A 21,372-nucleotide genomic window follows, 5' to 3' on the forward strand; every position below is an offset into this window, starting at 1 on the left:
TATCAGACGGCTGACTGCGTTCTGATCAGATAATCAAAAGCGCTCAGCGAGGCTTTGGCCCCTTCGCCGGTGGCGATGATAATCTGCTTGTAAGGCACCGTGGTGCAATCGCCGGCGGCAAACACGCCTTTAACACTGGTTTCGCACTTGGCGTCGATTTCAATTTCGCCGATCCGGTTACGGGCGACCGTACCTTCCAGCCAGTTGGTATTGGGCAGCAGACCGATCTGCACGAAGATCCCTTCCAACGGCAGCTCATGCAACGTATCGCTGACGCGGTCCTTATAGCTCAGACCCGTGACTTTCTGACCGTCGCCTTTCACTTCCGTGGTTTGCGCGTTCAGGATGATGTCGACGTTCGGCAAGCTGCGCAGCTTATCCTGCAATACGGAGTCGGCTTTCAGTTCCGGCGCGAACTCCAGCAGAGTAACGTGCTTCACTACCCCGGCCAGATCGATCGCCGCTTCCACGCCGGAGTTGCCGCCGCCAATCACCGCCACATGCTTGCCTTTAAACAGCGGGCCGTCGCAGTGCGGGCAGTAAGTCACGCCGCGAGTGCGGTATTGATCCTCGCCAGGCACATTCATGTTTCTCCAGCGGGCGCCGGTGGCGATGATCACGCTGCGGGATTTCAGCACCGCGCCGGAAACGGTCACGACCTGATGCGGCGCGCCCGGTTTGCTGCCTGGAATTAACGCTTCAGCGCTCTGCGCGTCGATCACATCGACATCGTAGTCATCAACATGGCTCTTCAGCGCGGTCGCCAGCTTCGCCCCTTCCGTTTTCGGCACGGAAATGTAGTTTTCAATATCCACGGTATCCAGGATCTGGCCGCCGAAACGTTCGCCCAGCAGACCGGTGCGAATACCTTTACGCGCGGAATAAACCGCCGCAGCCGCCCCTGCCGGGCCGCTGCCGATAATCAGCACATCGTAGACATCACGTTGATTCAGTTTTTCAACCTGCTTTGCGCCCGCACCGGTATCGATTTTAGTCACGATTTCGCTCAGGCTCATACGGCCCTGGCTAAAGTGTTCGCCGTTAAGGAACACCGTCGGCACGCCCATGACGTTACGACTTTGGATCTCATCCTGAAACACGCCGCCGTCAATCGCGGTATGGGTAATGTTTGGATTCAGGACGGCCATTAAATTCAGCGCCTGCACCACGTCCGGACAGTTGTGGCAAGACAGCGAGTAATAGGTTTCGAACTGGAACTTACCGTCAAGATTGCGGATTTGGTCGAGTAATTCTTTCGCTTCTTTTGACGGATGTCCGCCGACCTGCAACAAAGCCAGGATCAGCGAGGTAAATTCATGCCCCATCGGCGCGCCGGCGAAACGCGGGCCGCTCTGCGATCCTGGATTGGTCACCAGAAAAGAGGGTTTGCGTACGGGAAGACTGTTGTCCTCAGTAAAGCTGACCTGATCAGATAAGCCAGCGATTTCAGTCAGTAATTCTCTTACTTCAGAAGATTTTGCCGAGTCATCCAGAGTCGCAATTAACTCAACAGGTTTAGTTAATTTTTCCAGATAGGCTTTCAACTGGACTTTCATTGTATTGTCGAGCATTGGTTATCCTCCGTGCAAAAAATCGGGTGCCAGGCACCCGATAAAAAACAGATCTCAGCGGGGTCTGACTTAGATCTTGCCGACCAGATCCAGCGACGGAGCCAGCGTCGCTTCGCCTTCTTTCCATTTAGCCGGGCAAACTTCGCCTGGGTGAGAGGCGACATACTGAGCGGCTTTCACTTTGCGCAGCAGGTCTGACGCATCGCGACCGATACCTTCAGCCGTGATTTCCACCGCCTGGATAATGCCTTGCGGGTCAACGATAAAGGTACCGCGGTTAGCCAGACCTTCATCTTCACGCAGGATTTCAAAGTTGCGGGACAGTTGGCCGGTCGGGTCGCCGATCATGGTATATTTGATTTTGGCAATGGTTTCAGAGCTGCTGTGCCACGCTTTGTGCGTAAAATGGGTGTCGGTGGAAACAGAGTAGATTTCCACGCCGCGCTGCTGGAATTCATCGTAATAATCGGCAACGTCGCCCAGTTCGGTCGGGCAGACGAAAGTAAAGTCGGCCGGATAGAAGAAGAACACGCTCCATTTGCCTTCGATATCTTTCTCAGTGACTTCGATGAACTTGCCATCTTTGAATGCTTGGTTTTTAAACGGTTTAACCTGGGTATTAATTACTGACATCACGGTATCCTCATGTGTGTTGGTATGGCACTAAAGTACAGAAACGTGATGAACATCACCAATCCGTTGTTATTATCGAATCGATAAGTAATACCTTACTTAGCGATAGACGCGGCATTGACTTTACCAACGCCGTGAGATCGCATAAGAGACAGCGTCACAGGCGATCGTCAGGACAACGACCGGCAACAATGGCGTGTTCATCAACCTTTTACCGCCTTAAATTTAGCAAAGATCCCATCACTATCCGTGCCGCGCCAATAAAAATCCGGAAATCTATTGTGTTGCGACAAAGACAATAGGATCAAATCTAAGCCATCAAGGCGCCTTAAAGAAAACGGTTTTTCCAGGCGTCTGACGATTTCATCATCCGCATTACAATTTCATTCGATGGCAAAGATACCCGCCCAGAATACCCGCCACGGCGCTGAGAAGAGGGACGAAAATAAAGCCGACACTGGAAAAAACCGCGTCGCCTACCGCCGCGCCTATGGATATGCCCAAGTACATAACGCTGCTATTCCAGGCCATGATAGCCCCGCTTTCATCGGGAAACTGTCCTATCAGATAACCTTGATAAGCGGGAAGGCAGGGATAGGCGACAATGGCGAACACCCCCAATAGGACAATCGTCATCATCTGTAATTCAGGGGCGAAATTCAACAATGAAGAGAGCGTAATTTCGACTAAAGAAAGAGCAACCAGGCTTAATGCGGCAACCTTTTTGGTACCGAATCTATCAGCCAGTTTCCCCCCGCTCAGGCTGCCGATAACGGCCCCGCCCCCATAAATGATCAATGCGAATGCAATCAGCGCGTTACTGAATCCCGCCGCCGATTGCAACCCTACCGAGAGATAAGTATAGGTAGCATAGACGCATCCTCCCCAGACGCCAGTAATAGAAACGGCTTTGAGTTTTTGCGCCAGGCGGGTTTTCTGTTCTTTTTTTATCGCAGATTTACTCGCCTTTTCCCAGATATTCCAATTTAACAGCGCAAGAAAGAGAGATAACACGGCAATAATGACAAACACCCTATTCCAGTTGCTCATTTCTGAAATATAAACTCCGGTCGGCGCGCCAGTCGTCAATGAAATAAGAAATCCGGCCACAGCGACCGACATCCAGCTCCCTTTATTTCCAACCGGGGCATTACTGCCGATAAGCGCATAGATAGATGGGCTGATCGCCGCAGCGGCCGCGCCCGCCAGTGCGCGTGCAATAATAAACAGGCTATAGGACGGCGATACGGCCGTGAGAAAATTGGCGATGGCAAATCCTAATAGCCCGGCGACAAGGATAATTTTTTTATCAAATTTATCCCCTAAGCTGCCAAATATCGGCGCGCCGATAACATAGGCAAGGGAGAAGATGGTGACGGACAGGCCGGTTTTTCCTATTGATATATCAAATGATTCGGCAATAGGGGCAAGCAAAGGCGATACGACAAAAAGATCGGTACCGACCACAAGCATCGTGATAAAAGCCACGAACATGGGCGCACTCGTTTTAAGCTGGGACATTACTTTTAACTTCCTGCCTTGAATAAATAATTAATGCACAAAAATAATCACGACAATGAATTAACAAAATCAGAATATAAATCTATATACGAACCATAAAAAATCGTTCCCACCAGTAATAACCGGTATTTATGGAATAATGATCACCCCCCAATTTTAATAAAAACGACATCAGCAAAACCGTCGGGACAAATAACGCCCTACCCAAGATAAATAGGCTATTGCTTACTTACAGAGCACGAAATAATCGTCACACTCGCTTTATTTTGCAGTGAAAAGCGTTAACTGGATTTTGTCTCAATGCAACAATAATTGTCGTAAAACTACAACCGGCATCATGACATGTCAATCATTGATCTAAAACTATACTCACTGTATAAAACCATCGGGTTTCTAAATACGGTGACCGCTGATATGCAAAAACTTTCAGACTCTTATCACGATTTTCTGGCTAAAGTGATTGTCGGTATCAGAGAAGTCTCTGATATTACAGGCGTTCCCGTTAGAAAACTCCGCTATTGGGAAGAGAAGGGAATCATCAAGTCGGTTGATCCGGATGCCAGTTCGCGCCAGTTCAATCTGGCGGACATCAAGAAAATCATCCTCATCAATGAGTTGCTGGAGGATGGCTACACGCTGGACGGCGCGGCGGCCAAAGTCGAAAAGCGGCTGTCGAAGATCAAATCATTAATGGATTTAATAAACCTGGGGTCATCCTGACCCCGCACGCGCGGACAGGCACCTTTACCTATCTTTCCGGCGGCTAAAATACGCATATCCGATCATGGCCGCCAGTTAGCGCGCAGATCAGGCGGGCGCGTTCCCCCGGTGCGATGCGTGAGCCTCGCGGTTTGCCTGAATGCCGAGAGCGCTGTTGAGGCGGTTGGTCAGGTTGAAGAAGGCGGCGACGGCGACCGCCTCCAGCAGCCCCTCTTCCGGTACGCCGGCCGCGCGCACCGCATCAAGATCGTCTGGCACTACCTCGTTGGCGGCGCGCGTCACCTTCAGCGCATAGTCGGCGAGCGCCCGCTCCCTCGGCGTCAGTTCGGCGCGGCGATAATTGATCGCGACCTGCTCCGCCCACAGTTCATCGGCGCCGAGCGCGCGCAATGCCGCGGTATGCGCAATCACGCAGGCGTCGCAGCGATTTTCCGCGCTGACCACCAGCGCGATCAGTTCCCGTTCCCGCAGCGAGAGCGCGCCCTCGGGATCGCGCAGCACCGCCTCGGCGAGAGCCGCGGTGGCCGTCAGCAGCGCGGGACGATGGGCGACGACATTCTGCTGATGACGGATATAGCCTATCGACGCCACGGTCGCGCTCAGAGCCTGCCGAACGGCGGGGGTTAAGTGGGCCGCCGGCAAGCGCAGCCAGGAGATGTCGGATGCCGCAGCGATTTGAACGTCTGTCATACGGGGAAACCTCATTGATGTGGATGGCGTGTGTAATGAATGATGGCGTTCGGTCGTCATTCGGTAATATGAGAGCAGGCGCTCTCGCGCATGGCCTTTTCACTCATCTCCTGCCCGATGCCGGGCAGATTGGGAACCTCGTAGAACCCGTCCCTGGCCTGATAATCGTATTTGCACAGCTCAATGTTGTGATCGAGCAGGTTGTAGCGATGGTTCTCGTGGATGATGAAATTCGGCAATACCGCTTCCATATGCAGCGAAGCGGCGGTGATAATCGGGCTGCCGCAGGCATGGCATTGCACCTGGACGTCGTAGATGTGCGCCATATCACACACCTTCTTGCACTCGGTGATGCCGCCGACCAGACCGAGATCCGGCTGGATGACGCCCAGCGCCTGTTTCTCAAAGAATGGACGATAGCCCCAGCGACTATAAATTCGTTCGCCGGAGGCGATTGGAATGGAGGTGCTGCGGGCCACCAGCGCCATGGCGTCGACATTAAGCGGATGGATCGGCTCTTCGTAAAAGAAGATGTCGTATTCCTCGACCGCCCGGGCAAACTGGATGGCCGAATTCACGCCCAGGAAGGAATGCTGTTCAAGAATAATGTCGACATCCGGGCCGACGGCCTCGCGGATCGCCTTCACGCGATTGACGAATAGCCGGAGCTGGGCGTTGGTGAGAATGCCTTCAAGCGACTCCGCCGCATATTGCCCGGCGGAATTGAGGCAGACCACATCAACCTTGACGGCATCGTAGCCGTCGGCGACCGCGCGCAGCGCCGCTTCGGCGTATTCTGCCGGTTCGATCAGATTCCTGTTGTTGTCTTTGCCCCAGTCGAACTGGATCTGACTGGCATATGTCCGCAGTTTGTCGCGCATCTTCCCGCCGAGCAGAACGTACAGCGGCAGGCCCAGCGCCTTGCCGCGGATATCCCAGCATGCGATGTCGATGGCGCTTATACCGCCGAAAATCACGCCGCCGCCGCCCATGCCCCAGAACGTCTTGCGAAACAACTTCTCCCAGATCTGCTCGACGTTCATCGGATCCATGCCGATAACGTAGCGCGCCAGTTCTTTCACCATGCCGGCCCCGGCGGCGCTGCCTGCGCCGTAAGCCAGGCCGACTTCGCCGAAGCCGCTGATCCCCTCGTCGGTGTTCACCTTGATGATCACCGGTTTCCACCGGGTCTTCGCCATCTGCGGGCCAAGCACCTCGTAGATATCGATACTGGTAATCTTCATCACCTTATCTCCGCTCGTTGCGTTAGTGTGCGGCCCGTTCCGGAACGCCGCCCGTCGAATTCGAAAAACAGCGCGCCGCCATCAGTCGCCGGTCGGCGCGTTGGCGGCGAGCGCGGCGATTTCCGCGTGATCGAAATCGTTAATCTCGGGCAGCAGGCTGTTGTCGATCACGTCCGTTTCGCTGATCTTGCCGCGTACCAGCCCCCAGTCGATCAACCTGGCGATATAAGCGCCATAAACCTCCGGCCGCGAGTAGCCCCAGCTCGGCAAGTTGCCGTTCAGCGGCGAAGGCGCGCCGGCATGATATTCCGTCAGCGTGATATTCGAGCGGTGAACCCCTGCGGCGACCGACGCATCCGGCACCGCTTTCGGGAACACCTCATAGAAAACTTTCTCGGCGGCGCGCGGCGCGGCAAAGGTAAAAGCGAGCCCCTTGGCATAGGCCCGGGCCAGTTTCACGGCCTCCTGGCGATGTTCCTTCAGATAATCGCCCCGGGTCACCAGCGCGATCGACGGCGCATCTTTGATCGAGGCGGCCTCCACTTCTCGCAGCGGCGTGCCGAGCGCTTCGATCTGAAGATGAGCCAGGGTGAAAATGCTGACCGCATCGATTTCTTTCTGTTGCAGGAAATAAGCGGCGCGTTGCGCATCGCCGACCGCGACCAGCGATATATCCTTGTCAGGATCCAGTCCCGCCTCTTTTGCTAACCCCTTGACGATCGTCGCGCCGAGGGCGGACAGCGAGATGACGCCGACTTTCTTGCCTTTAAGATCCTTTACGGTGCTGATGCTGCCGGCGGCGGGCGCCTGAATGCTCCAGGATGACACCTGCTGGATGGTGAAAAAGATCTTCAAATCCGCGCCGACGGCGGCCATTGCCGCGGTCGCCTCGATTGCGGGCGCGGCAAAATCCACTTCGCCGGTTGCGACATATTTCGCGCAATCGGTGCCGGATCCGACATGGATGATGTCGAGCGCGATCCCTTCCTGCTCCAGCCAGCCGAACTTCTTCGCCGCGGCGATCGGCGCCATCGAAATACCGGTCGAGGATGTACACCACGCAAAACGGACGGGTTTCGCGTCCGCCGCCAGCGCGCCGCTTGCGGGGATCAGGAACAGCGCCGCCAGGGCGGCATGGGCAAGACTTTTGAGCGACATAGCGAACTCCAGCGTCAACGTTAATGCCGGTTTCCGAACCGGCGTGATTTACGGCCTGCATCCCAGGCCAGAAGCCGGTCGCCGAGCAGGGTGACGATCCGGTTGAGCAGAAATCCAATGGAGGCGAGGATCACCAACACCGCGAATTGCCCCGCGACGTCGAGATTGCTGCCCATGGTTTGCAACAGCACGCCGAGGCCGGCCTGCGCGCCGACGAACTCAGCGACAATGGCGCCAATCAGGGCGAAGATCATCGAGACCTCGGCGCCGGCCACGATGAACGGCAACGCGCTCGGCAGACGCAGCAGCGTGAAGATCTGGAACTGGTTGGCGCCGAGCGAGCGTAATAGATCGATCCGATCCTTCTGCGCGGACTGGAGGCCGGCGATCGCATTCACCATCAGCGGGAAGAAGCACATCAGCGCCACCGTGACGATCTTCGAGTTAATGCCCAGTCCGAACCAGATCACGATGACCGGCGCCAATGCCACCTTGGGCACCGACTGAAAGAAAACGATATAGGGATAAAGATAAAAAGACGCCCGGCGGCTAAGCGAAATCAGCGTCGCCAGAGCCAGCGCGGCGACGAAAGCGGCGGCGAACCCGGTCAGCGTTTCGGTGAGCGTAACGTAGATATGCTCAAGGTAAAGTCCGTTGCCGATGCCGTTCCAGAGGGCTTGCGCCACGGCGATCGGCCCCGGCAGCACATAGCTGCGCACGCCGAAATAGACCACGCTGAAATGCCACAGGCAAAGCAGGCCGACGAACAACAGGAGACTGGATACGATTTTGAGAACGATATTTTTCATGATCAATCCAGCCGGCCGTTGGCATTGAGGTGGCCGCGTATTTCCTCGGCATAGGCGCCGAAGATCGCCGTCGCGGTGTCGGCCAGCGTGCGTGGTCGGGGAAGATCGATAGCGATATCGGCCCGGATCTGCCCGGGACGACCGCTCATCACCAGCACCCGATCCGAAAGAAAAATGGCTTCCGGCACCGAGTGGGTGACGAAGACCACGGTCTGGCGCTGCGCCATCCATAATTGCTGAATTTGATCGTTGAGGGTTTCGCGTGTCAGAGCGTCCAGCGCGCCGAAGGGTTCATCCATCAGTAGCATGCCGGGGTCGGATGCAAGCGCGCGGGCAATGCCGACGCGTTGTTGCATACCTCCGGAAAGCTCGGCGGGGTAACTCTTCTCAAATCCGGAGAGCTGTACGGCCTCAAGCAGGGCATAGGCCTTTGCCGTGGCCTGTTTGCGGTTCTGCCGTCTCACCACCGCCGGTAGAAGAACGTTTTCGAGCGCGGTACGCCAGGGAAACAGCACCGGCGTCTGGAATACCGTGCCGATTTCCCTGCGTGGTCCCCGCACTCTGACGTCATCGATCAGAATCTCGCCCGCCGATGGCAGATCCAGTCCGCCGATAAGCCGCAGCAACGTGCTTTTCCCACAGCCTGACGGCCCGACGATAGAAAGGAATTGCCCGGCCGGAATCTCGATATCCACCCCGGTCAACGCCGTAACGGAATTATTCCTGGTTGTAAATCGCTGCTGGACGCCGCGAACGCTGATGGTGCTGGATTTGGCCGGCGATTGACCTTCCCTCCCGGACCTGGCGGACAGAATTGGCATTTATTTCCCTCAAAACAATATGCGCCGATATTTTTATAGTTTTCGAATTAAATAATAAAAATGAGAATATATAACAGGCTATCATTACTGCTGAGAATTAAAAACCAATAAGCACAGCGCGCTTTTGCACTATATCGAATTAGTAATGCCGTTTTTCGCATAAAGATTTAAGGTTTGCTGTGAGTAACCGATCCGATGCCGGGCGCGCATTTTATATATGCGATTTATTATTTTTATCCATTAATTGCCGGCATGACTTAGCTTTATTCAGACGGAAATAAAAGTCGATAATAATAAAACCCTCTATTCCGCCGTCTACCGGTTAGCATATTAAGCGTCATATTTAATATACCAATCTTGAAACCAGGGAAATCATCATCTATTCGCCGCTAACCGACGGCGGCTATTACTCGAAATACCGCTCGACAGGGGCAAGCGGACTTGCCGGATTATTTCCCAACGGCGGAAAGGCTGGTTGCCGCTTCCGCCATCAGCCAGCTCTTGAAACGCGCGCGCTTTTCGTCCTGCTCCAGCGCTTCCGGCGACAGCAGGTAATAACCGGAGCCATCGCGGATGAAGCCATAGGGCGCATGCAGTTGCCCGCTCTCCAGTTCATCCTGCACCATCAGGAACGAAACCATCGCCATCCCCAGACCGGACGCCGCCGCCTGAACGCACAGATAAAAGTGTTCGTAGTCGACCCTGATGCTGCCTTTCGTGGAAACACCGGCTAATCGCTGCCAGGTCGACCACGCTTTAGGGCGCGTTCCGGCGTGTAACAAACGCACGCCGTCCAGTTGCTCCTGCCGCGCCCTCTGCGCGCGGCTTACCGGCCCCACCCACTCATCGCAGATTTTCTCGGCGTGAATCCCCTGTTCCCAGAGAAAATCGTCGCGACGCAGCGCCAGATCGACCCCGGTTCGTGCGAAATCGATCGGCCCCCCTGCCGCGACCAGATGCAGATTGATGTCGGGATTTTCCTGATGAAACGAGGGTAGCCGGGGGATCAGCCATTTCATGGCGATGGTCGGCTCACAGGACAACACCAGCACCTCTTCCCGCGCCGCCTGCTGCAACCGGTAAACCGCAGTTTCAAGCTGTTCGAACACCGCGAACGTGGCCGCATGCAATGAGCGCCCGGCCGCATTGAGGAAGACGGCCCGGTTGCGTCGCTCGAACAGCTCGACGCCCAACGCCTCTTCCAGCAGCCGCACCTGCCGGCTGACGGCTCCGTGCGTCACATGCAGTTGTTCGGCCGCTTTCACGAAGCTGCCGGTTTGCGCCGCCGCTTCGAAAAAGCGGAATGAAGCCAGTGATGGAAGTTTCATATTCACGATGAAATCTAACAGATTTGCCTCAAGATAAATCGCTTTTTTCCCCCGCGCAAGCACTCAATAATTAAAGCAACACCACGCAAGCACTAATGGACAACCAAAGGTTAAATATGGGGAAACCAGCACCTGATACTGCCGCAGCACAGCCGCGATTGAAGCAGATTGCAAGCCGCGACCGCATCAACAATCTGTGCAAAACCATTGCACAAAAGATGACATCATTCCGCCGTCCGATCGTCGCGCGCCTTCCAATGGAGTATTGAACTTATGAACGAACTGATAGCAGTGGCCACCATCACCATTCTGGCGGTCATCAGTCCTGGTCCCGATTTCGCGATGGTCACCCGAAACAGCTACGCCTTCGGCTCGCGCACCGGCTTGATTTCGGCGTTCGGCATCGCCTGCGGCGTGCAGGTCCATGTGATGTATACGGTGCTGGGCATCGCCGTGGTTATCGTCGACTCGCCTTTGCTGTTCCTGGCGATGAAGGTGCTTGGCGCCGCCTATCTTATCTATCTTGGATACCAATCGCTGACCAACCAGACGGCACTGAAACTGGAAGAGGCGCCCGGCGCCGCGCCGTCATCATTGGCGGCCTTTCGCATGGGCTTCCTGACCAATGCGCTTAACCCGAAAACCATGCTCTTCGTGGTGGCGACTTATACGCAGGTGGTACACGCAGGCAGCCCGATAAGCCACAACGTCGCCTATGGCCTGTTCATGTCGGTTTCACACTGGATCTGGTTCAGCATTGTCGCGCTCTTCTTTGCGGCTCCTGCTATGCGCCGTCGCTTGCTGAACCACCAGCTCACGGTCGACAAACTCATCGGTATAGCCCTGATCGCGCTGGGCGCGTCCCTGGCTTTTACCAATGTCGCTATTTAAGCGGCATTGCAGGGATAAAAAAGTGGGGCATGCCAATATCCCCCACTTATTTTATTGGCTTATGATGCGTTCAAGTTTGCTTTTAGCGCGCCGGCGGTTTTGATATAAACCGGGATGCCGACAAATAGCGCCAACAAAGACACGACGCCGATTGATATTGTTATTGCCGTTAAATATCCCTGAACTAACGCAAATGAATAGATTGCGCCGGTAAATGCCGTGCCTAACGCAGCACAGCCCTGCTGTACGGTGACTAATGCGCTACTTGCTTCACTGGCAAGGTGTTTCCCGACTCGCGATAATGCAATCCTGTAAGCCGAGGTTAGCCTGATGGCGTCACCGATCCCTACCGCGCCCGTGGCTATCCACAAGTGATAAAACCTCAGGTCAGCATTGAAATGATAAATTAGCGAGACAGTTCCTAAAAACCCTATAACGGAAAGAATCGATCCGAGAGCAAAAGATTTGGCATCGCCAATCCGTTTGCTTAATGGTTTACTTATCAATGAGCCGATAAAAAACATCACGCCGAGCGCAATAAATGAATTTCCTGATTCAAACGACGTGAATCCTATGGCGCTTTGTAAACATAACGCCGTGACAAACAGATATCCGGGATAAGTAAATGTCACCGTCATTTCACTGACGAACCCATTTATCACCATCGGTGTTTTGAACAGCGACGGCGGCAAAATTGGCTTACGGCCTGCCATTTCATATGCCTTTTCCGCTTTCCACAATAGCATTGCGCAAGGCGGCGCGCCTAACAATAACCACCATAGTTCAGGCCAGTGTTTTCCTAAAGAGACGGGCATCATGATCAATGACAGGCACAAAATAAATAATACGATCCCCCTGACATCCATATGTTGTTGAGCTTTATCTGATTGAGTTTCAGGGATAACAAAATAACCCAATATAAATATAACCATGCAAATAGGCACGTTAATAAAAAAAGCGATTCGCCAGCCTAAATGCCATAAATTTGCAGACACCAACCAACCGCCGACCACTTGGCCAATAACGACGGAAAGGCCGGCAATAGAAGTGTAAATACCGACGGCGTTGCGGTGGCGATCGCCTTCTAATGTGGTATGGATTGTCGCGAGTATTTGCGGCATTAGCAGTGCGGCAAAAAGGCCCTGAAGTACACGCCCCACCAGCATAGCGATAATATCAGCGGCAAACCCGCAAATCGCCGAGGCAATACAAAACCCGATAATGCCAATCATAAACAGACGCTTTCTTCCGTACTTATCGCCGAGTCGCCCCCCGGTGGTAATTAGCGCGGCGAAACTTAATCCATATAACGCAACGATCAATACAAGTCCGGTCTCATCCGTTTTTAATGTGTTACCTATTACATCGAGTGCGACATTCACTATTGAGAAATCTAATTGAGGCAAGACCTGCCCCATCACCAGAAGCAGTACTCCAAACGCGGAAAGCGCTTTATTTCTATTCTTACTTAACATTTTTCTCATTCCATGCCGGTCATTTTTATCGCTTATTTTTAATTAAGCATGGACATTATGACCTTTGTTTTATACCGTACAAGGAACAGGTTAGACACGTATAAATTGTATAGGGTTAGTTAATGAACCAGGATAACCTAAAGTTAGTGGGCGATTTCTTACGCGCAAAACGAGAAAGTATTTCTCCTGAGATCATGGGATTGTCCAAGCCCGTTCGAACCAGAACCAAAGGATTGAGAAGAGAGGATGTAGCCTATTTTTCCGGCATTAGCACAATCTGGTACAGTAAAATTGAGCGCGGCCAAGCGGCGGGTATTTCACCGCAGGTACTTATATCAATATCAAAGGCCTTGCGGCTGACTACGTTTGAATACGAATACCTCTGCCATTTAATTTCGCCGCAAACAATAACGCACAAAGATCCTTGCCGCACCATTTCCGAACACACCTCTCAATTACTATTACAACTCAACCCGCTCCCTTCACTATTGCAGAATGATTATTTAGATATTATTACATGTAATCATGCATTCAGTCTTATGATTGGTTTTAACATTGATTCCATTCCTGTCAGCGAAAAAAACTATCTTAGCCTGACTATCAGAAACGCCGCCTGGCAAAAATTCTTATGTATTGATAATGACAAAAAAATGAGGATACAAATAACCAGAATGGCGGGGTTTCTCAGGGACACATTGGCCAGATATCCTGATGATGAAATGCTGAAGCAAAAAATTGATGATTTTAAAGCGCTATCGCCTATTTTTGATAAGGCCTGGGCAGATAATACCGTATTACAACCAGAGGAACTGTCATATACCTATAGGCATGCAGAACTGGGTAAAATAGCGCTCGATAAACAATTGTGGTGGAACTTTAGCGGCGACGCCAGCAGCAGATTAAATATTTATCATCCTCAAACCGAAACGGATCGCCAACGTTTGTCGGAAATAATGCCATCGCGACAGAATTAAAAAGGCTTTATTCCAGCCGCGCGCCACAACCAGTGAAGAACCAGCACAGCGGGGAATGCGGCGCCAATAAGGCAAACGCCTGTCGACCCTAGCCGGGCATACCCCAGGCTGGCGAGCGCCGTTCCCAGCGACATGCCGACGAATCCCGACGTGACAAAGACCGCAGTAATGCGTGAACGCGCTTCGGGCGCAAGGCGATACAGCACCGACTGATGTGTCACCTGTAGACCCTGAGCAGCCACATCCGCCAAGAAAATGCCGATGAGCAAAACGCCAAGAGCATAGCCCAACTGGATCAGGGTCGGCCGAGTCGCCGGGCATCCGAAACTGCGGCCAATCTCCGCCAGTCGCGACTGCGCGTAATAAAGATCGGCGACCATGACCCCTATCCTATGACCATGGCGAACAGAATCATTCGACCCGGTGTCAGCACTGGTTTTATTTCATGCGTAGATCCCTATAAACTCAAGCCACGCGGTGCTCAGATCCTGCAACCTGGTACAGCCTTAAAAATTACAGGTATAATCCCCAAAATTATTCAACGGGTTTAGAAACGAAGATGGCAAAACTCACCTTACAAGAGCAGATGCTCAAAGCTGGATTAGTAACCAGCAAAAAAATGGCCAAAGTCCAGAGAACGGCTAAAAAATCACGCGTTCAGGCGCGTGAGGCAAGAGCGGCTGTGGAAGAAAATAAGAAAGCGCAACTTGAGCGTGATAAACAGCTAAGCGAACAACAAAAACAAGCGGCTTTATCCAAAGAGTATAAAGCTCAGGTGAAGCAGCTCATTGAAATGAACCGAATCGTCATTTCAAAAGGCGATATTGACTTTAACTTCACAGATAACAATTTAATTAAAAAAATAGTGGTGGATAAACTTACTCAAGCTCAGTTGATCAGTGGTCGTCTCGCCATTGCCCGTTTGGTTGTTGATAACAGCGGCAAGAGTGAATACGCGATTATCCCCGCGAGCGTAGCCGATAAAATTGCGCAGCGAGATGAGAACAGTATTGTATTAAATAGTGCGCTTAGTCAGGAAGAGCAAGATGAAGAAGATCCGTATGCGGATTTTAAAGTACCTGATGATTTGATGTGGTAATTGATGTGTTGCCGATGCTTAAGAATGAAAAGTCCCACCGGGCTTTTCATTAACACTTATATTCAGCCAGTTTATGGAAAAACGCACTGTTGTTCCGGATAGTTGCCAACCTTTGCGACCAGCCCGGCTGGCATGACGCCTTTTGGCCTCCCGGCTTTTTATCATCTTGATCGGCTCCCCATTACCTGGTTCACCATGGCGCTAAGTCTGCAATTCGCTCATTGTTGACATAGTGTCATCGATCCGCAGGTAGGTGCCAAAAAGAAATCTTTCAAAGAGTTAGTAATCAAGACATGTCATCAGCTCATTGCCTAAAACATGATGTTTCATTGATGGCTCGATTACTGTAGCTGAAATACCAATACCAGCGCTCGCCTGTAACCACGAATTAAGAGGTTATGAATAAAACGATGATGCAGGTGCTTTGGTTTCAATAAGCTAATACCTGCATCCAGTCGGGGTTGTTTAGAATCCGGTAGAAGGGAAGTAGACGCTCTTTAACCTGCTCTAAAAGCTCATCTTCACTCATTTCAGATGCTCTGGAATTAAATACAGGAATTGACTCGTCATAGAGTTCCCAATAAAAATTTGATAGTGTATTTGTTATACAGGCGAAAGCTCGTGGTGGGTGGTCTAAAACATAATGTGTAAAAAATGAAAGCCTGCTTTCGATTTCGTATGCGGATGAGGCTGTAATCAACTGTTCCAGCTGCAAGCGAAGCCAAACTAAAGCACTATAACGAGGGGATGGATCTTGAATGCACTGTTCACTTTGGTAAATAAGCAGGTATTTCTCGACTTCAAAACGGTCTAGCGTTGAATCAAGTCCCAGCGATGCAATTATAAGAAGCGTTTCAGAGTCTATGCCAGTGATAACCTCTCTTTCAGCCCAGGCCACTACAGCCCGACAAAACGCTTCAGAGCTGATTACGCCAAACACTTCACTGAATACTTTCAGGCAAAGAAGTTCCTGCAAGCTGTATTTGTACTCTGGTTTTTCCATATTGAATACCGATTAGAACATTTACGATGTGGCTGAGTAAAATAACATCAATAACATAATTGAGTGCAAAACGAGCATAACGCATTGTCACCGTGATATGTAGTAGTAAAGGGAAACAGGCCACGGTTTTACGGTAAGAAGAGCGACATCTTGTCATTCCCAGAAAATTCAAGCATTTTCAATGAGTACTGGCATAGCTTATATGTAACTTACCGTTTTTAAATAATTTCATTATCAAAATATAATTTATGCTTTCTGTAATAAACTAGACTCAATACAAGACCGACAAAAATGGAAAGCACATGGCCAGGTTTTGGATAATGCGCATAAATAACATCCAAAATCATTGCTGGTAATATAGAAAAAACCACAGCAAACTTTAACATATTCGTCGTTTTTTCTTTAACCAAAGCTAATAATAAAGCGAACGAAGAAACACCCAATACAGCTTGAGATGATCCTGTACCAATATTCCAAGGGTAACTTACAAAATTAGTACTATAAAGGGTTCCTAATGCACCACTAGCAAACCATAAAACGAACAGAAATCGAGAACCAATATGTTTTTCTAATAAAACGCCGAGTATAAAAAAAGACAACACATTATAAATCATATGAATCGGTTTAACATGTATGAATTGGGAGAGCAGTAGTCTCCAGATTTCAAAATCATACAGTTTACTTGGCGTTACCCCCCCAAACTTCTCTAAATCCAGAACGCTTATTTTACCCATAAAACTGCCCGTCAGGGAGTATGAAACATATGTAGAATAAAAAAATGTCAGGCATATGATAAATATAGTTGTTAGGGGAAAATAGTTTTTATGCATCACCGATATCCTTTTATAATTTAAAGTCACAGTAATATGACTCATTAAAGACTCAGTTTATAGGTTAGCGGATTATATAATCAATAAACCTCAAAATGCAGGATAGACCTACTGGTTCACGATGGCACAGATGTAGGCTTATGGTAAACATACCTGCAACTTTAAGTATCACAAGTATATCGATATTATTTTATCCCTTTGCCATAAATCTGTTTCACAAACCACCTGCGCCTGTCGCCCTGTCCACTCCCGATATCCTGATAGCATGAAGGCCAGATCTCTTTCGGTTGTTTTTTAAGCGCATCAGCAATTAAACGCTCGCCCCTCGGCCCAGCGCATTCGCCGACGTGGACGAGGCCAGCTCCGCCGCTTTGAAACCGCTGCAACGTTGTTCCCTATTTTCTTAGAGATGCAATGATATCAGCAGGATGCCAGTCATTTTTATTCATCTTCCTGGCTCCTCTTCATAACGAATTTCATTGATTATCCTGTTTTGGGATAACTCAATAAATGGCAGATATTCGATTTTGGGATATCAATCAAGGTTAACGAGATGGCGTCAATTTATTCAGAAGAATATCAACGTGTTATCAAGGCGCTGCGCGAGGCGCGCATAGCGAAAGGGGTCACGCAGGACAGTCTGGCTCAGGCGCTGGCTCGCCCTCAGTCGTTTATCGCCAAAGTCGAAAACGGAGAGCGCCGGTTAGACATCGTAGAATTTGTCCACCTTGCCCGTTTGCTCTCGATCGATCCCATCAGCATCATTGGCAAGATCCCGGCGAAAAATAAGCCGCTCAGCGCAAAATAACCTCGCGTAACAACGTGCGCCTTCCACAGGCCGCATCCGATTATTCAACGCCATGTTGAACGCGCGGACACATGGCTACGCTGGGATTTTCAATGGCTTTTTTAGGATGCGCAACAGAGCGACTACCCTGTTGAATCAGAGAGCTACAGACGTTGGTGGCTGTCTATAGAAAAGAAATTGGAGCGGGAAACGAGATAGTCATTTCTCGCTCAATCGGTTGATTCAACAAAGGTTTTCGGTACACCTCGTTGGTTGACTGGCTATATTGTGTACTAGGTTGGGGAATTTGGCAAGGTATCTCTGACCTGCTCCTCATTGATGGGTACATCTGTAATGTTAGCAGCATCCGCTTTTGGCACTGAATGTATCCTCGAGATAGCTCCTTGTCAGGCACGAGCGAGAAGCAGAATTTCTATACCCAATTAACAAATGAATCAATATAAAAAGAAGATTACATATGTAATGCAATTGCAGTATGCCAATAGTTATCATGGGTATTTTTTTAAACACACCACAAGAAGTAGGGTAAGTTTCACTTACCCTACTTCTTTTTGATCACTTCTCAAATAAATCCCCAGCATCCTCTTGTATAATTGACACCAGAGAAAGACTCATTTTCTTCTGAACAGCATCAACCCAAATGACTTCAATTTCGACTTTATCACCAATACTCGGTGATATTCCGTTATAATTTGAATTGTGAACCAACCCAACTAAACCATCTTTAAATTCCACAAATGATCCGTACTTCACTACATTAGTGAGACTAACTTGATGTTTTGAACCGCGAGGCAGCCTTCTGTGAGCGTCAAACCAAGGATCCCACGATTGGTTAATACGAACTCTTGCAACAGCATTTTGAGCCTCGCTAATATCCGTAAGCTCTTGAAATAAATCATCCAATAGGAATGAACCATTTGGTGGTGTTAGTTGTTTTTGTTTCTCGGATAGAAAACTCACTAAGTCAGAAGCATTGTCAACTGTATTCTGAATATGAAGATGTGAATTAATTTCTTTTATACGAGATACAACTCTTTCTGCTGTAAAGCGATCGTTAAAATATGTATCTTCTGATACAGCGGCCAAATAACTTATATTACCTACCAAGTCAAGATGAACGAAACCCGCTGGCCCTATCTTTATCAAATCTTCATCATCAACGTAATCTAACCTTAGATGTTCTGCAATTATACAACGACTTGATAGAAGGTAATTTATTTCTCTATCAAGTAAATTCGGAGTTAGGCCATACCCAGTTAAAGCATCTTTTAAAGATTTTTTAGTAAAATAACCTTTAAACCCCTCTGTTCCAGCTTCAGAAAACTTTCTTCTCAACCATTTTATAATCATATATCTAGTGAAGTAGTTTGGGTTGGAATCTTCATTGTTTGCGCTGAATATATTTTTTATGTAGGAGTTATCAGAATCATAGAACCTTCTATTCATCCTTATTAAAACAGTAGCAACTTGGTGCAGCGGTATAGTATATCTTCCCTGTGACTGTCTTATTTTGAATATTTGGTCCTCACCGATATGTGCGCTATTGCAAAACTCAAGGAATATTTCCAATGCATTTCGCATATTACGACCAGAAAGCCCAACAATCATTCTTCTGACAAAGCGGTCATGTTCAAAAAGAGAGGTAACAATAGAAGTAAGATAATAGGCTTGATCTGACCTAGGATATTCAACTTGGATTCCATTCGGTAAACTAAATTTAAGTTTTTCTCCTGAATTGGAATTTAGTTTATTCAAAGCTAATTGTACCCTCCTCACTAGAATTTGCTGAAACATAGGGGGATCTATTCTAAAAACCATATCTTTTAAGGCTGTATCAAGTGGGGGTTGATTTCTATTATTATCATAGGTTTCGTCTCTCAATGGCAATATTACTAATGATTTATACTCTGACTTCAACCATTGAGCCGCTTCGAACATTAACAGTTGTTCATCCCTTGTTTTTTTGTCGCAATTATCCAGTACTATTAGGCTTAGCTTATTCCTGTTGCCGCAACAATATCTCATAAATGCGTTAACTGTTTTTTCTAGATTACTTTGCAGATCTTGTATAAATTCAGCTAATTTGACATGATAAACGTCAGGATTCTGTGAATAATACTTACCAACACCTTTATTAAATGCATTTAACTCAGCATGATAAAGTTTTTGGATTGTTTCAATATCTTCGAAATCCTCTTCAGGCATTGAGTTTTTACAGGATTCAATAATTTTATTTTTTAGCCATGTATAAATTTCATTTGGTGAAACAGGTGCATTGTTCATGTCGAACCGACACCAAACCATATCTTCTAGAAGTGATTTCGGCAGTGCTTTTTCCTGTAAATAATCAACAAAAGTTGTTTTCCCCGAACCAACACTTCCAATTATAAGCATAATCTGGTGTTCTAATTCTTTTTGGTTTTTCAAACGATCTAATATTTCAGTAGGACTACTAGTATCCTCGATTAAGACCGCATTTGTTTCACTTGGTGGACGAGCTGCACGTATAACTTTATCTATAGGCTCAATATAACGCTCTCTCTTTTTAGAGGAAATATATCCATTTTTCGCAATAAATCTCTTATCAGCCTTTGTAATAGGGTTAAAAATAGAAGATATTGACGTGGTCAATGTTGCACCAAAAGTATTCTTACCGACCTCTTCATTCTGAAATGCCACTCCACCTATTAATCTCCTAGGTTTAAAGTAGTTTTCATTTTTTATTTCTTTTGAAATATTACTAGCAAGTTCTTCAATTTTACCCCATGAAAATATATCTTGTAAGGCTGCATCAGCTTCCGTATAATTACACAAATCTAAAACTTTAATTCTTGATCTTGGTTCACTTTGATCAACAGAACCATACCAAAAATCTATGCCATTGCTTGCAATTACATATTTACATGGGTTGTTACCTGTATCAAAAAGAGAGTTAAGTTCTGTTGCGTACAATCTTGCTTGTCTATAACCTTCATTTAAATTCTCAGACGGCCCCTTAGCCTCTATAACAACTAACGGTAAACCAGACACAACAATCAAATAATCAGGGTAATATAACTTCGTCTCATTACCTTTACCAATGGTAAATCTTCTAATATTAACTTTTGTTTGAATCACTGAGCTAGGTAAATTAAATCCATACGGAAATGGTGAAGTCAAATACGGATAAATAAACTTCTGCTCTACGTCACTTTCATTTTTAAAACCCTCTTTCTCCCACATCTATCATACTCCTATAAATTTAATTATTTTATTGCTACCTTTTTTAATAATTCATAAAAATCTAAACTAGAGTATGCGAAAAAGCACTCCAGATATAGGGACGTTATTATACCAATTATGTTTACTCACATCCCTACCACAAAAAATATAATAGATGTTGTGGTATATGGGCAACCTTTAAACCGCTATCTTATCCTTACAAAAGGATCTTCTTATACTAGGCTGTGTCCCTTAATTGCATAACTTCTTGTAAAAGAGTCGGATGCAGCCCAGTTTCACCATCGACAGATAATTTCTCGCCGTTTTGTCGTAGCGTGTGGCAATACGCCGGTACTCTTTTAACCGGCCAAAACATCTCTCCACTACGTTGCGGCGACGGTAAATGTCACTGGCGAACCGTGAGCGTCCGTCAGAAGCCATTTTTTCATTAGATTTTCGAGGGATAACTGCTTTTATCCCTTTTCGTTTCAGTTCGTTACGAAGCGCATGCCCTGAGTAAGCTTTGTCAGCCAAAACCGCATAACCACGGCGCTTCATACTGCCGTTCTGACGCTGAACACCAATACCATCCAGCA

At 48.6% G+C, this 21,372-nt stretch carries 20 protein-coding genes and 1 pseudogene; 5 read left to right on the forward strand and 16 right to left on the reverse strand.

From position 1 onward, the window contains the following. Positions 1 to 2: 2 nt before the first annotated feature. From ahpF to ABRZ26_RS13995, 3 genes are all read right to left on the reverse strand, one after another. Positions 3 to 1,571, reverse strand: a complete 1,569-nt coding sequence (gene ahpF / locus ABRZ26_RS13985) for an alkyl hydroperoxide reductase subunit F (protein WP_319604748.1) — start codon at positions 1,569 to 1,571, stop codon at positions 3 to 5. A 69-nt stretch (positions 1,572 to 1,640) separates the two neighbouring features. Beyond that, positions 1,641 to 2,204 (reverse strand): alkyl hydroperoxide reductase subunit C, encoded by a 564-nt coding sequence (gene ahpC, locus ABRZ26_RS13990; protein ID WP_319604749.1) that lies wholly within the window; start codon positions 2,202 to 2,204, stop codon positions 1,641 to 1,643. 375 nt (positions 2,205 to 2,579) lie between these two features. Continuing rightward, on the reverse strand, positions 2,580 to 3,725 hold the full coding sequence (locus ABRZ26_RS13995) for an MFS transporter (protein WP_319604750.1): 1,146 nt from the start codon (positions 3,723 to 3,725) through the stop codon (positions 2,580 to 2,582). A gap of 342 nt (positions 3,726 to 4,067) precedes the next feature. On the opposite strand from ABRZ26_RS13995, the gene ABRZ26_RS14000 reads away from it, so the two are divergent. Further along, positions 4,068 to 4,445, forward strand: a complete 378-nt coding sequence (locus tag ABRZ26_RS14000) for a MerR family transcriptional regulator (protein ID WP_319604751.1) — start codon at positions 4,068 to 4,070, stop codon at positions 4,443 to 4,445. A gap of 87 nt (positions 4,446 to 4,532) precedes the next feature. Here ABRZ26_RS14000 and ABRZ26_RS14005 read toward each other — a convergent pair whose 3' ends face one another. The 6 genes from ABRZ26_RS14005 to ABRZ26_RS14030 all read right to left on the reverse strand — a co-directional run bounded on the left by ABRZ26_RS14005 (position 4,533) and on the right by ABRZ26_RS14030 (position 10,495). After that, on the reverse strand, positions 4,533 to 5,135 hold the full coding sequence (locus ABRZ26_RS14005; RefSeq protein WP_319604752.1) for a peroxidase-related enzyme: 603 nt from the start codon (positions 5,133 to 5,135) through the stop codon (positions 4,533 to 4,535). 56 nt (positions 5,136 to 5,191) lie between these two features. Continuing rightward, positions 5,192 to 6,379, reverse strand: coding sequence for a mandelate racemase/muconate lactonizing enzyme family protein (locus ABRZ26_RS14010; RefSeq protein ID WP_319604753.1), 1,188 nt, complete (start codon positions 6,377 to 6,379; stop codon positions 5,192 to 5,194). A gap of 81 nt (positions 6,380 to 6,460) precedes the next feature. Beyond that, positions 6,461 to 7,537: an ABC transporter substrate-binding protein gene (locus ABRZ26_RS14015; protein ID WP_319604754.1), complete on the reverse strand. Its 1,077-nt coding sequence runs from the start codon at positions 7,535 to 7,537 to the stop codon at positions 6,461 to 6,463. Between the two features lie 20 nt (positions 7,538 to 7,557). Then, positions 7,558 to 8,346 (reverse strand): ABC transporter permease, encoded by a 789-nt coding sequence (locus ABRZ26_RS14020; protein WP_319604755.1) that lies wholly within the window; start codon positions 8,344 to 8,346, stop codon positions 7,558 to 7,560. A gap of 2 nt (positions 8,347 to 8,348) precedes the next feature. Then, the gene (locus ABRZ26_RS14025) at positions 8,349 to 9,167 is read right to left on the reverse strand and encodes an ABC transporter ATP-binding protein (protein ID WP_319604756.1); all 819 of its coding nucleotides are present in this window, start codon (positions 9,165 to 9,167) and stop codon (positions 8,349 to 8,351) included. Between the two features lie 449 nt (positions 9,168 to 9,616). Continuing rightward, complete coding sequence (locus ABRZ26_RS14030; RefSeq protein ID WP_319604757.1) at positions 9,617 to 10,495, reverse strand: LysR substrate-binding domain-containing protein; 879 nt, start codon at positions 10,493 to 10,495, stop codon at positions 9,617 to 9,619. A gap of 273 nt (positions 10,496 to 10,768) precedes the next feature. Between ABRZ26_RS14030 and ABRZ26_RS14035 the strand changes: the two genes are divergently transcribed. Beyond that, positions 10,769 to 11,386: a LysE family translocator gene (locus tag ABRZ26_RS14035; protein ID WP_319604758.1), complete on the forward strand. Its 618-nt coding sequence runs from the start codon at positions 10,769 to 10,771 to the stop codon at positions 11,384 to 11,386. 59 nt (positions 11,387 to 11,445) lie between these two features. Here the strand turns inward: ABRZ26_RS14035 and ABRZ26_RS14040 are convergent, their stop codons facing one another. Then, positions 11,446 to 12,861, reverse strand: a complete 1,416-nt coding sequence (locus tag ABRZ26_RS14040; protein WP_319604759.1) for an MFS transporter — start codon at positions 12,859 to 12,861, stop codon at positions 11,446 to 11,448. 122 nt (positions 12,862 to 12,983) lie between these two features. Here ABRZ26_RS14040 and ABRZ26_RS14045 point away from each other — a divergent pair, with 122 nt between their 5' ends. Then, on the forward strand, positions 12,984 to 13,835 hold the full coding sequence (locus ABRZ26_RS14045) for a helix-turn-helix domain-containing protein (RefSeq protein WP_319604760.1): 852 nt from the start codon (positions 12,984 to 12,986) through the stop codon (positions 13,833 to 13,835). Here ABRZ26_RS14045 and ABRZ26_RS14050 read toward each other — a convergent pair. Next, on the reverse strand, positions 13,832 to 14,215 hold the full coding sequence (locus tag ABRZ26_RS14050) for an MFS transporter (protein WP_319604761.1): 384 nt from the start codon (positions 14,213 to 14,215) through the stop codon (positions 13,832 to 13,834). The genes ABRZ26_RS14045 and ABRZ26_RS14050 overlap by 4 nt on opposite strands. 179 nt (positions 14,216 to 14,394) lie before the next feature. Here ABRZ26_RS14050 and ABRZ26_RS14055 point away from each other — a divergent pair, with 179 nt between their 5' ends. Continuing rightward, complete coding sequence (locus ABRZ26_RS14055; RefSeq protein ID WP_319604762.1) at positions 14,395 to 14,934, forward strand: DUF2058 domain-containing protein; 540 nt, start codon at positions 14,395 to 14,397, stop codon at positions 14,932 to 14,934. 430 nt (positions 14,935 to 15,364) lie between these two features. On the opposite strand, the gene ABRZ26_RS14060 is transcribed toward ABRZ26_RS14055, so the two are convergent. The 3 genes and pseudogenes from ABRZ26_RS14060 to ABRZ26_RS14070 form a co-directional block, all read right to left on the reverse strand. After that, positions 15,365 to 15,937 carry a hypothetical protein gene (locus ABRZ26_RS14060; protein ID WP_319604763.1) on the reverse strand — a complete coding sequence of 191 codons (573 nt, stop codon included), beginning with the start codon at positions 15,935 to 15,937 and terminating at the stop codon, positions 15,365 to 15,367. A 218-nt stretch (positions 15,938 to 16,155) separates the two neighbouring features. Continuing rightward, positions 16,156 to 16,767: a rhomboid family intramembrane serine protease gene (locus ABRZ26_RS14065; RefSeq protein WP_319604764.1), complete on the reverse strand. Its 612-nt coding sequence runs from the start codon at positions 16,765 to 16,767 to the stop codon at positions 16,156 to 16,158. A 185-nt stretch (positions 16,768 to 16,952) separates the two neighbouring features. Next, positions 16,953 to 17,216, reverse strand: a pseudogene (locus ABRZ26_RS14070) (helix-turn-helix domain-containing protein). 104 nt (positions 17,217 to 17,320) lie between these two features. Between ABRZ26_RS14070 and ABRZ26_RS14075 the strand changes: the two are divergent. Then, positions 17,321 to 17,575, forward strand: coding sequence for a helix-turn-helix domain-containing protein (locus ABRZ26_RS14075; protein ID WP_319604765.1), 255 nt, complete (start codon positions 17,321 to 17,323; stop codon positions 17,573 to 17,575). 555 nt (positions 17,576 to 18,130) lie between these two features. Here ABRZ26_RS14075 and ABRZ26_RS14080 read toward each other — a convergent pair. After that, the gene (locus ABRZ26_RS14080; protein WP_319604766.1) at positions 18,131 to 20,797 is read right to left on the reverse strand and encodes a type I restriction enzyme HsdR N-terminal domain-containing protein; all 2,667 of its coding nucleotides are present in this window, start codon (positions 20,795 to 20,797) and stop codon (positions 18,131 to 18,133) included. Between the two features lie 231 nt (positions 20,798 to 21,028). After that, the coding region (locus tag ABRZ26_RS14085) for a transposase (RefSeq protein WP_319604767.1) at positions 21,029 to 21,372 on the reverse strand (344 nt) is incomplete at its 5' end.

The organism is Brenneria sp. L4-2C (assembly GCF_040240335.1).
Taxonomy (GTDB): Bacteria; Pseudomonadota; Gammaproteobacteria; order Enterobacterales; family Enterobacteriaceae; genus Brenneria.

Bases quoted from the DNA above. Each gene is read 5' to 3' on its own strand.
- ahpF (WP_319604748.1), bottom strand. From the start codon at position 1,571: ATGCTCGACAATACAATGAAAGTCCAGTTGAAAGCCTATCTGGAAAAA.
- ahpC (WP_319604749.1), bottom strand. From the start codon at position 2,204: ATGTCAGTAATTAATACCCAGGTTAAACCGTTTAAAAACCAAGCATTC.
- ABRZ26_RS13995 (WP_319604750.1), bottom strand. From the start codon at position 3,725: ATGTCCCAGCTTAAAACGAGTGCGCCCATGTTCGTGGCTTTTATCACG.
- ABRZ26_RS14000 (WP_319604751.1), top strand. From the start codon at position 4,068: ATGTCAATCATTGATCTAAAACTATACTCACTGTATAAAACCATCGGG.
- ABRZ26_RS14005 (WP_319604752.1), bottom strand. From the start codon at position 5,135: ATGACAGACGTTCAAATCGCTGCGGCATCCGACATCTCCTGGCTGCGC.
- ABRZ26_RS14010 (WP_319604753.1), bottom strand. From the start codon at position 6,379: ATGAAGATTACCAGTATCGATATCTACGAGGTGCTTGGCCCGCAGATG.
- ABRZ26_RS14015 (WP_319604754.1), bottom strand. From the start codon at position 7,537: ATGTCGCTCAAAAGTCTTGCCCATGCCGCCCTGGCGGCGCTGTTCCTG.
- ABRZ26_RS14020 (WP_319604755.1), bottom strand. From the start codon at position 8,346: ATGAAAAATATCGTTCTCAAAATCGTATCCAGTCTCCTGTTGTTCGTC.
- ABRZ26_RS14025 (WP_319604756.1), bottom strand. From the start codon at position 9,167: ATGCCAATTCTGTCCGCCAGGTCCGGGAGGGAAGGTCAATCGCCGGCC.
- ABRZ26_RS14030 (WP_319604757.1), bottom strand. From the start codon at position 10,495: ATGAAACTTCCATCACTGGCTTCATTCCGCTTTTTCGAAGCGGCGGCG.
- ABRZ26_RS14035 (WP_319604758.1), top strand. From the start codon at position 10,769: ATGAACGAACTGATAGCAGTGGCCACCATCACCATTCTGGCGGTCATC.
- ABRZ26_RS14040 (WP_319604759.1), bottom strand. From the start codon at position 12,861: ATGTTAAGTAAGAATAGAAATAAAGCGCTTTCCGCGTTTGGAGTACTG.
- ABRZ26_RS14045 (WP_319604760.1), top strand. From the start codon at position 12,984: ATGAACCAGGATAACCTAAAGTTAGTGGGCGATTTCTTACGCGCAAAA.
- ABRZ26_RS14050 (WP_319604761.1), bottom strand. From the start codon at position 14,215: ATGGTCGCCGATCTTTATTACGCGCAGTCGCGACTGGCGGAGATTGGC.
- ABRZ26_RS14055 (WP_319604762.1), top strand. From the start codon at position 14,395: ATGGCAAAACTCACCTTACAAGAGCAGATGCTCAAAGCTGGATTAGTA.
- ABRZ26_RS14060 (WP_319604763.1), bottom strand. From the start codon at position 15,937: ATGGAAAAACCAGAGTACAAATACAGCTTGCAGGAACTTCTTTGCCTG.
- ABRZ26_RS14065 (WP_319604764.1), bottom strand. From the start codon at position 16,767: ATGCATAAAAACTATTTTCCCCTAACAACTATATTTATCATATGCCTG.
- ABRZ26_RS14075 (WP_319604765.1), top strand. From the start codon at position 17,321: ATGGCGTCAATTTATTCAGAAGAATATCAACGTGTTATCAAGGCGCTG.
- ABRZ26_RS14080 (WP_319604766.1), bottom strand. From the start codon at position 20,797: ATGTGGGAGAAAGAGGGTTTTAAAAATGAAAGTGACGTAGAGCAGAAG.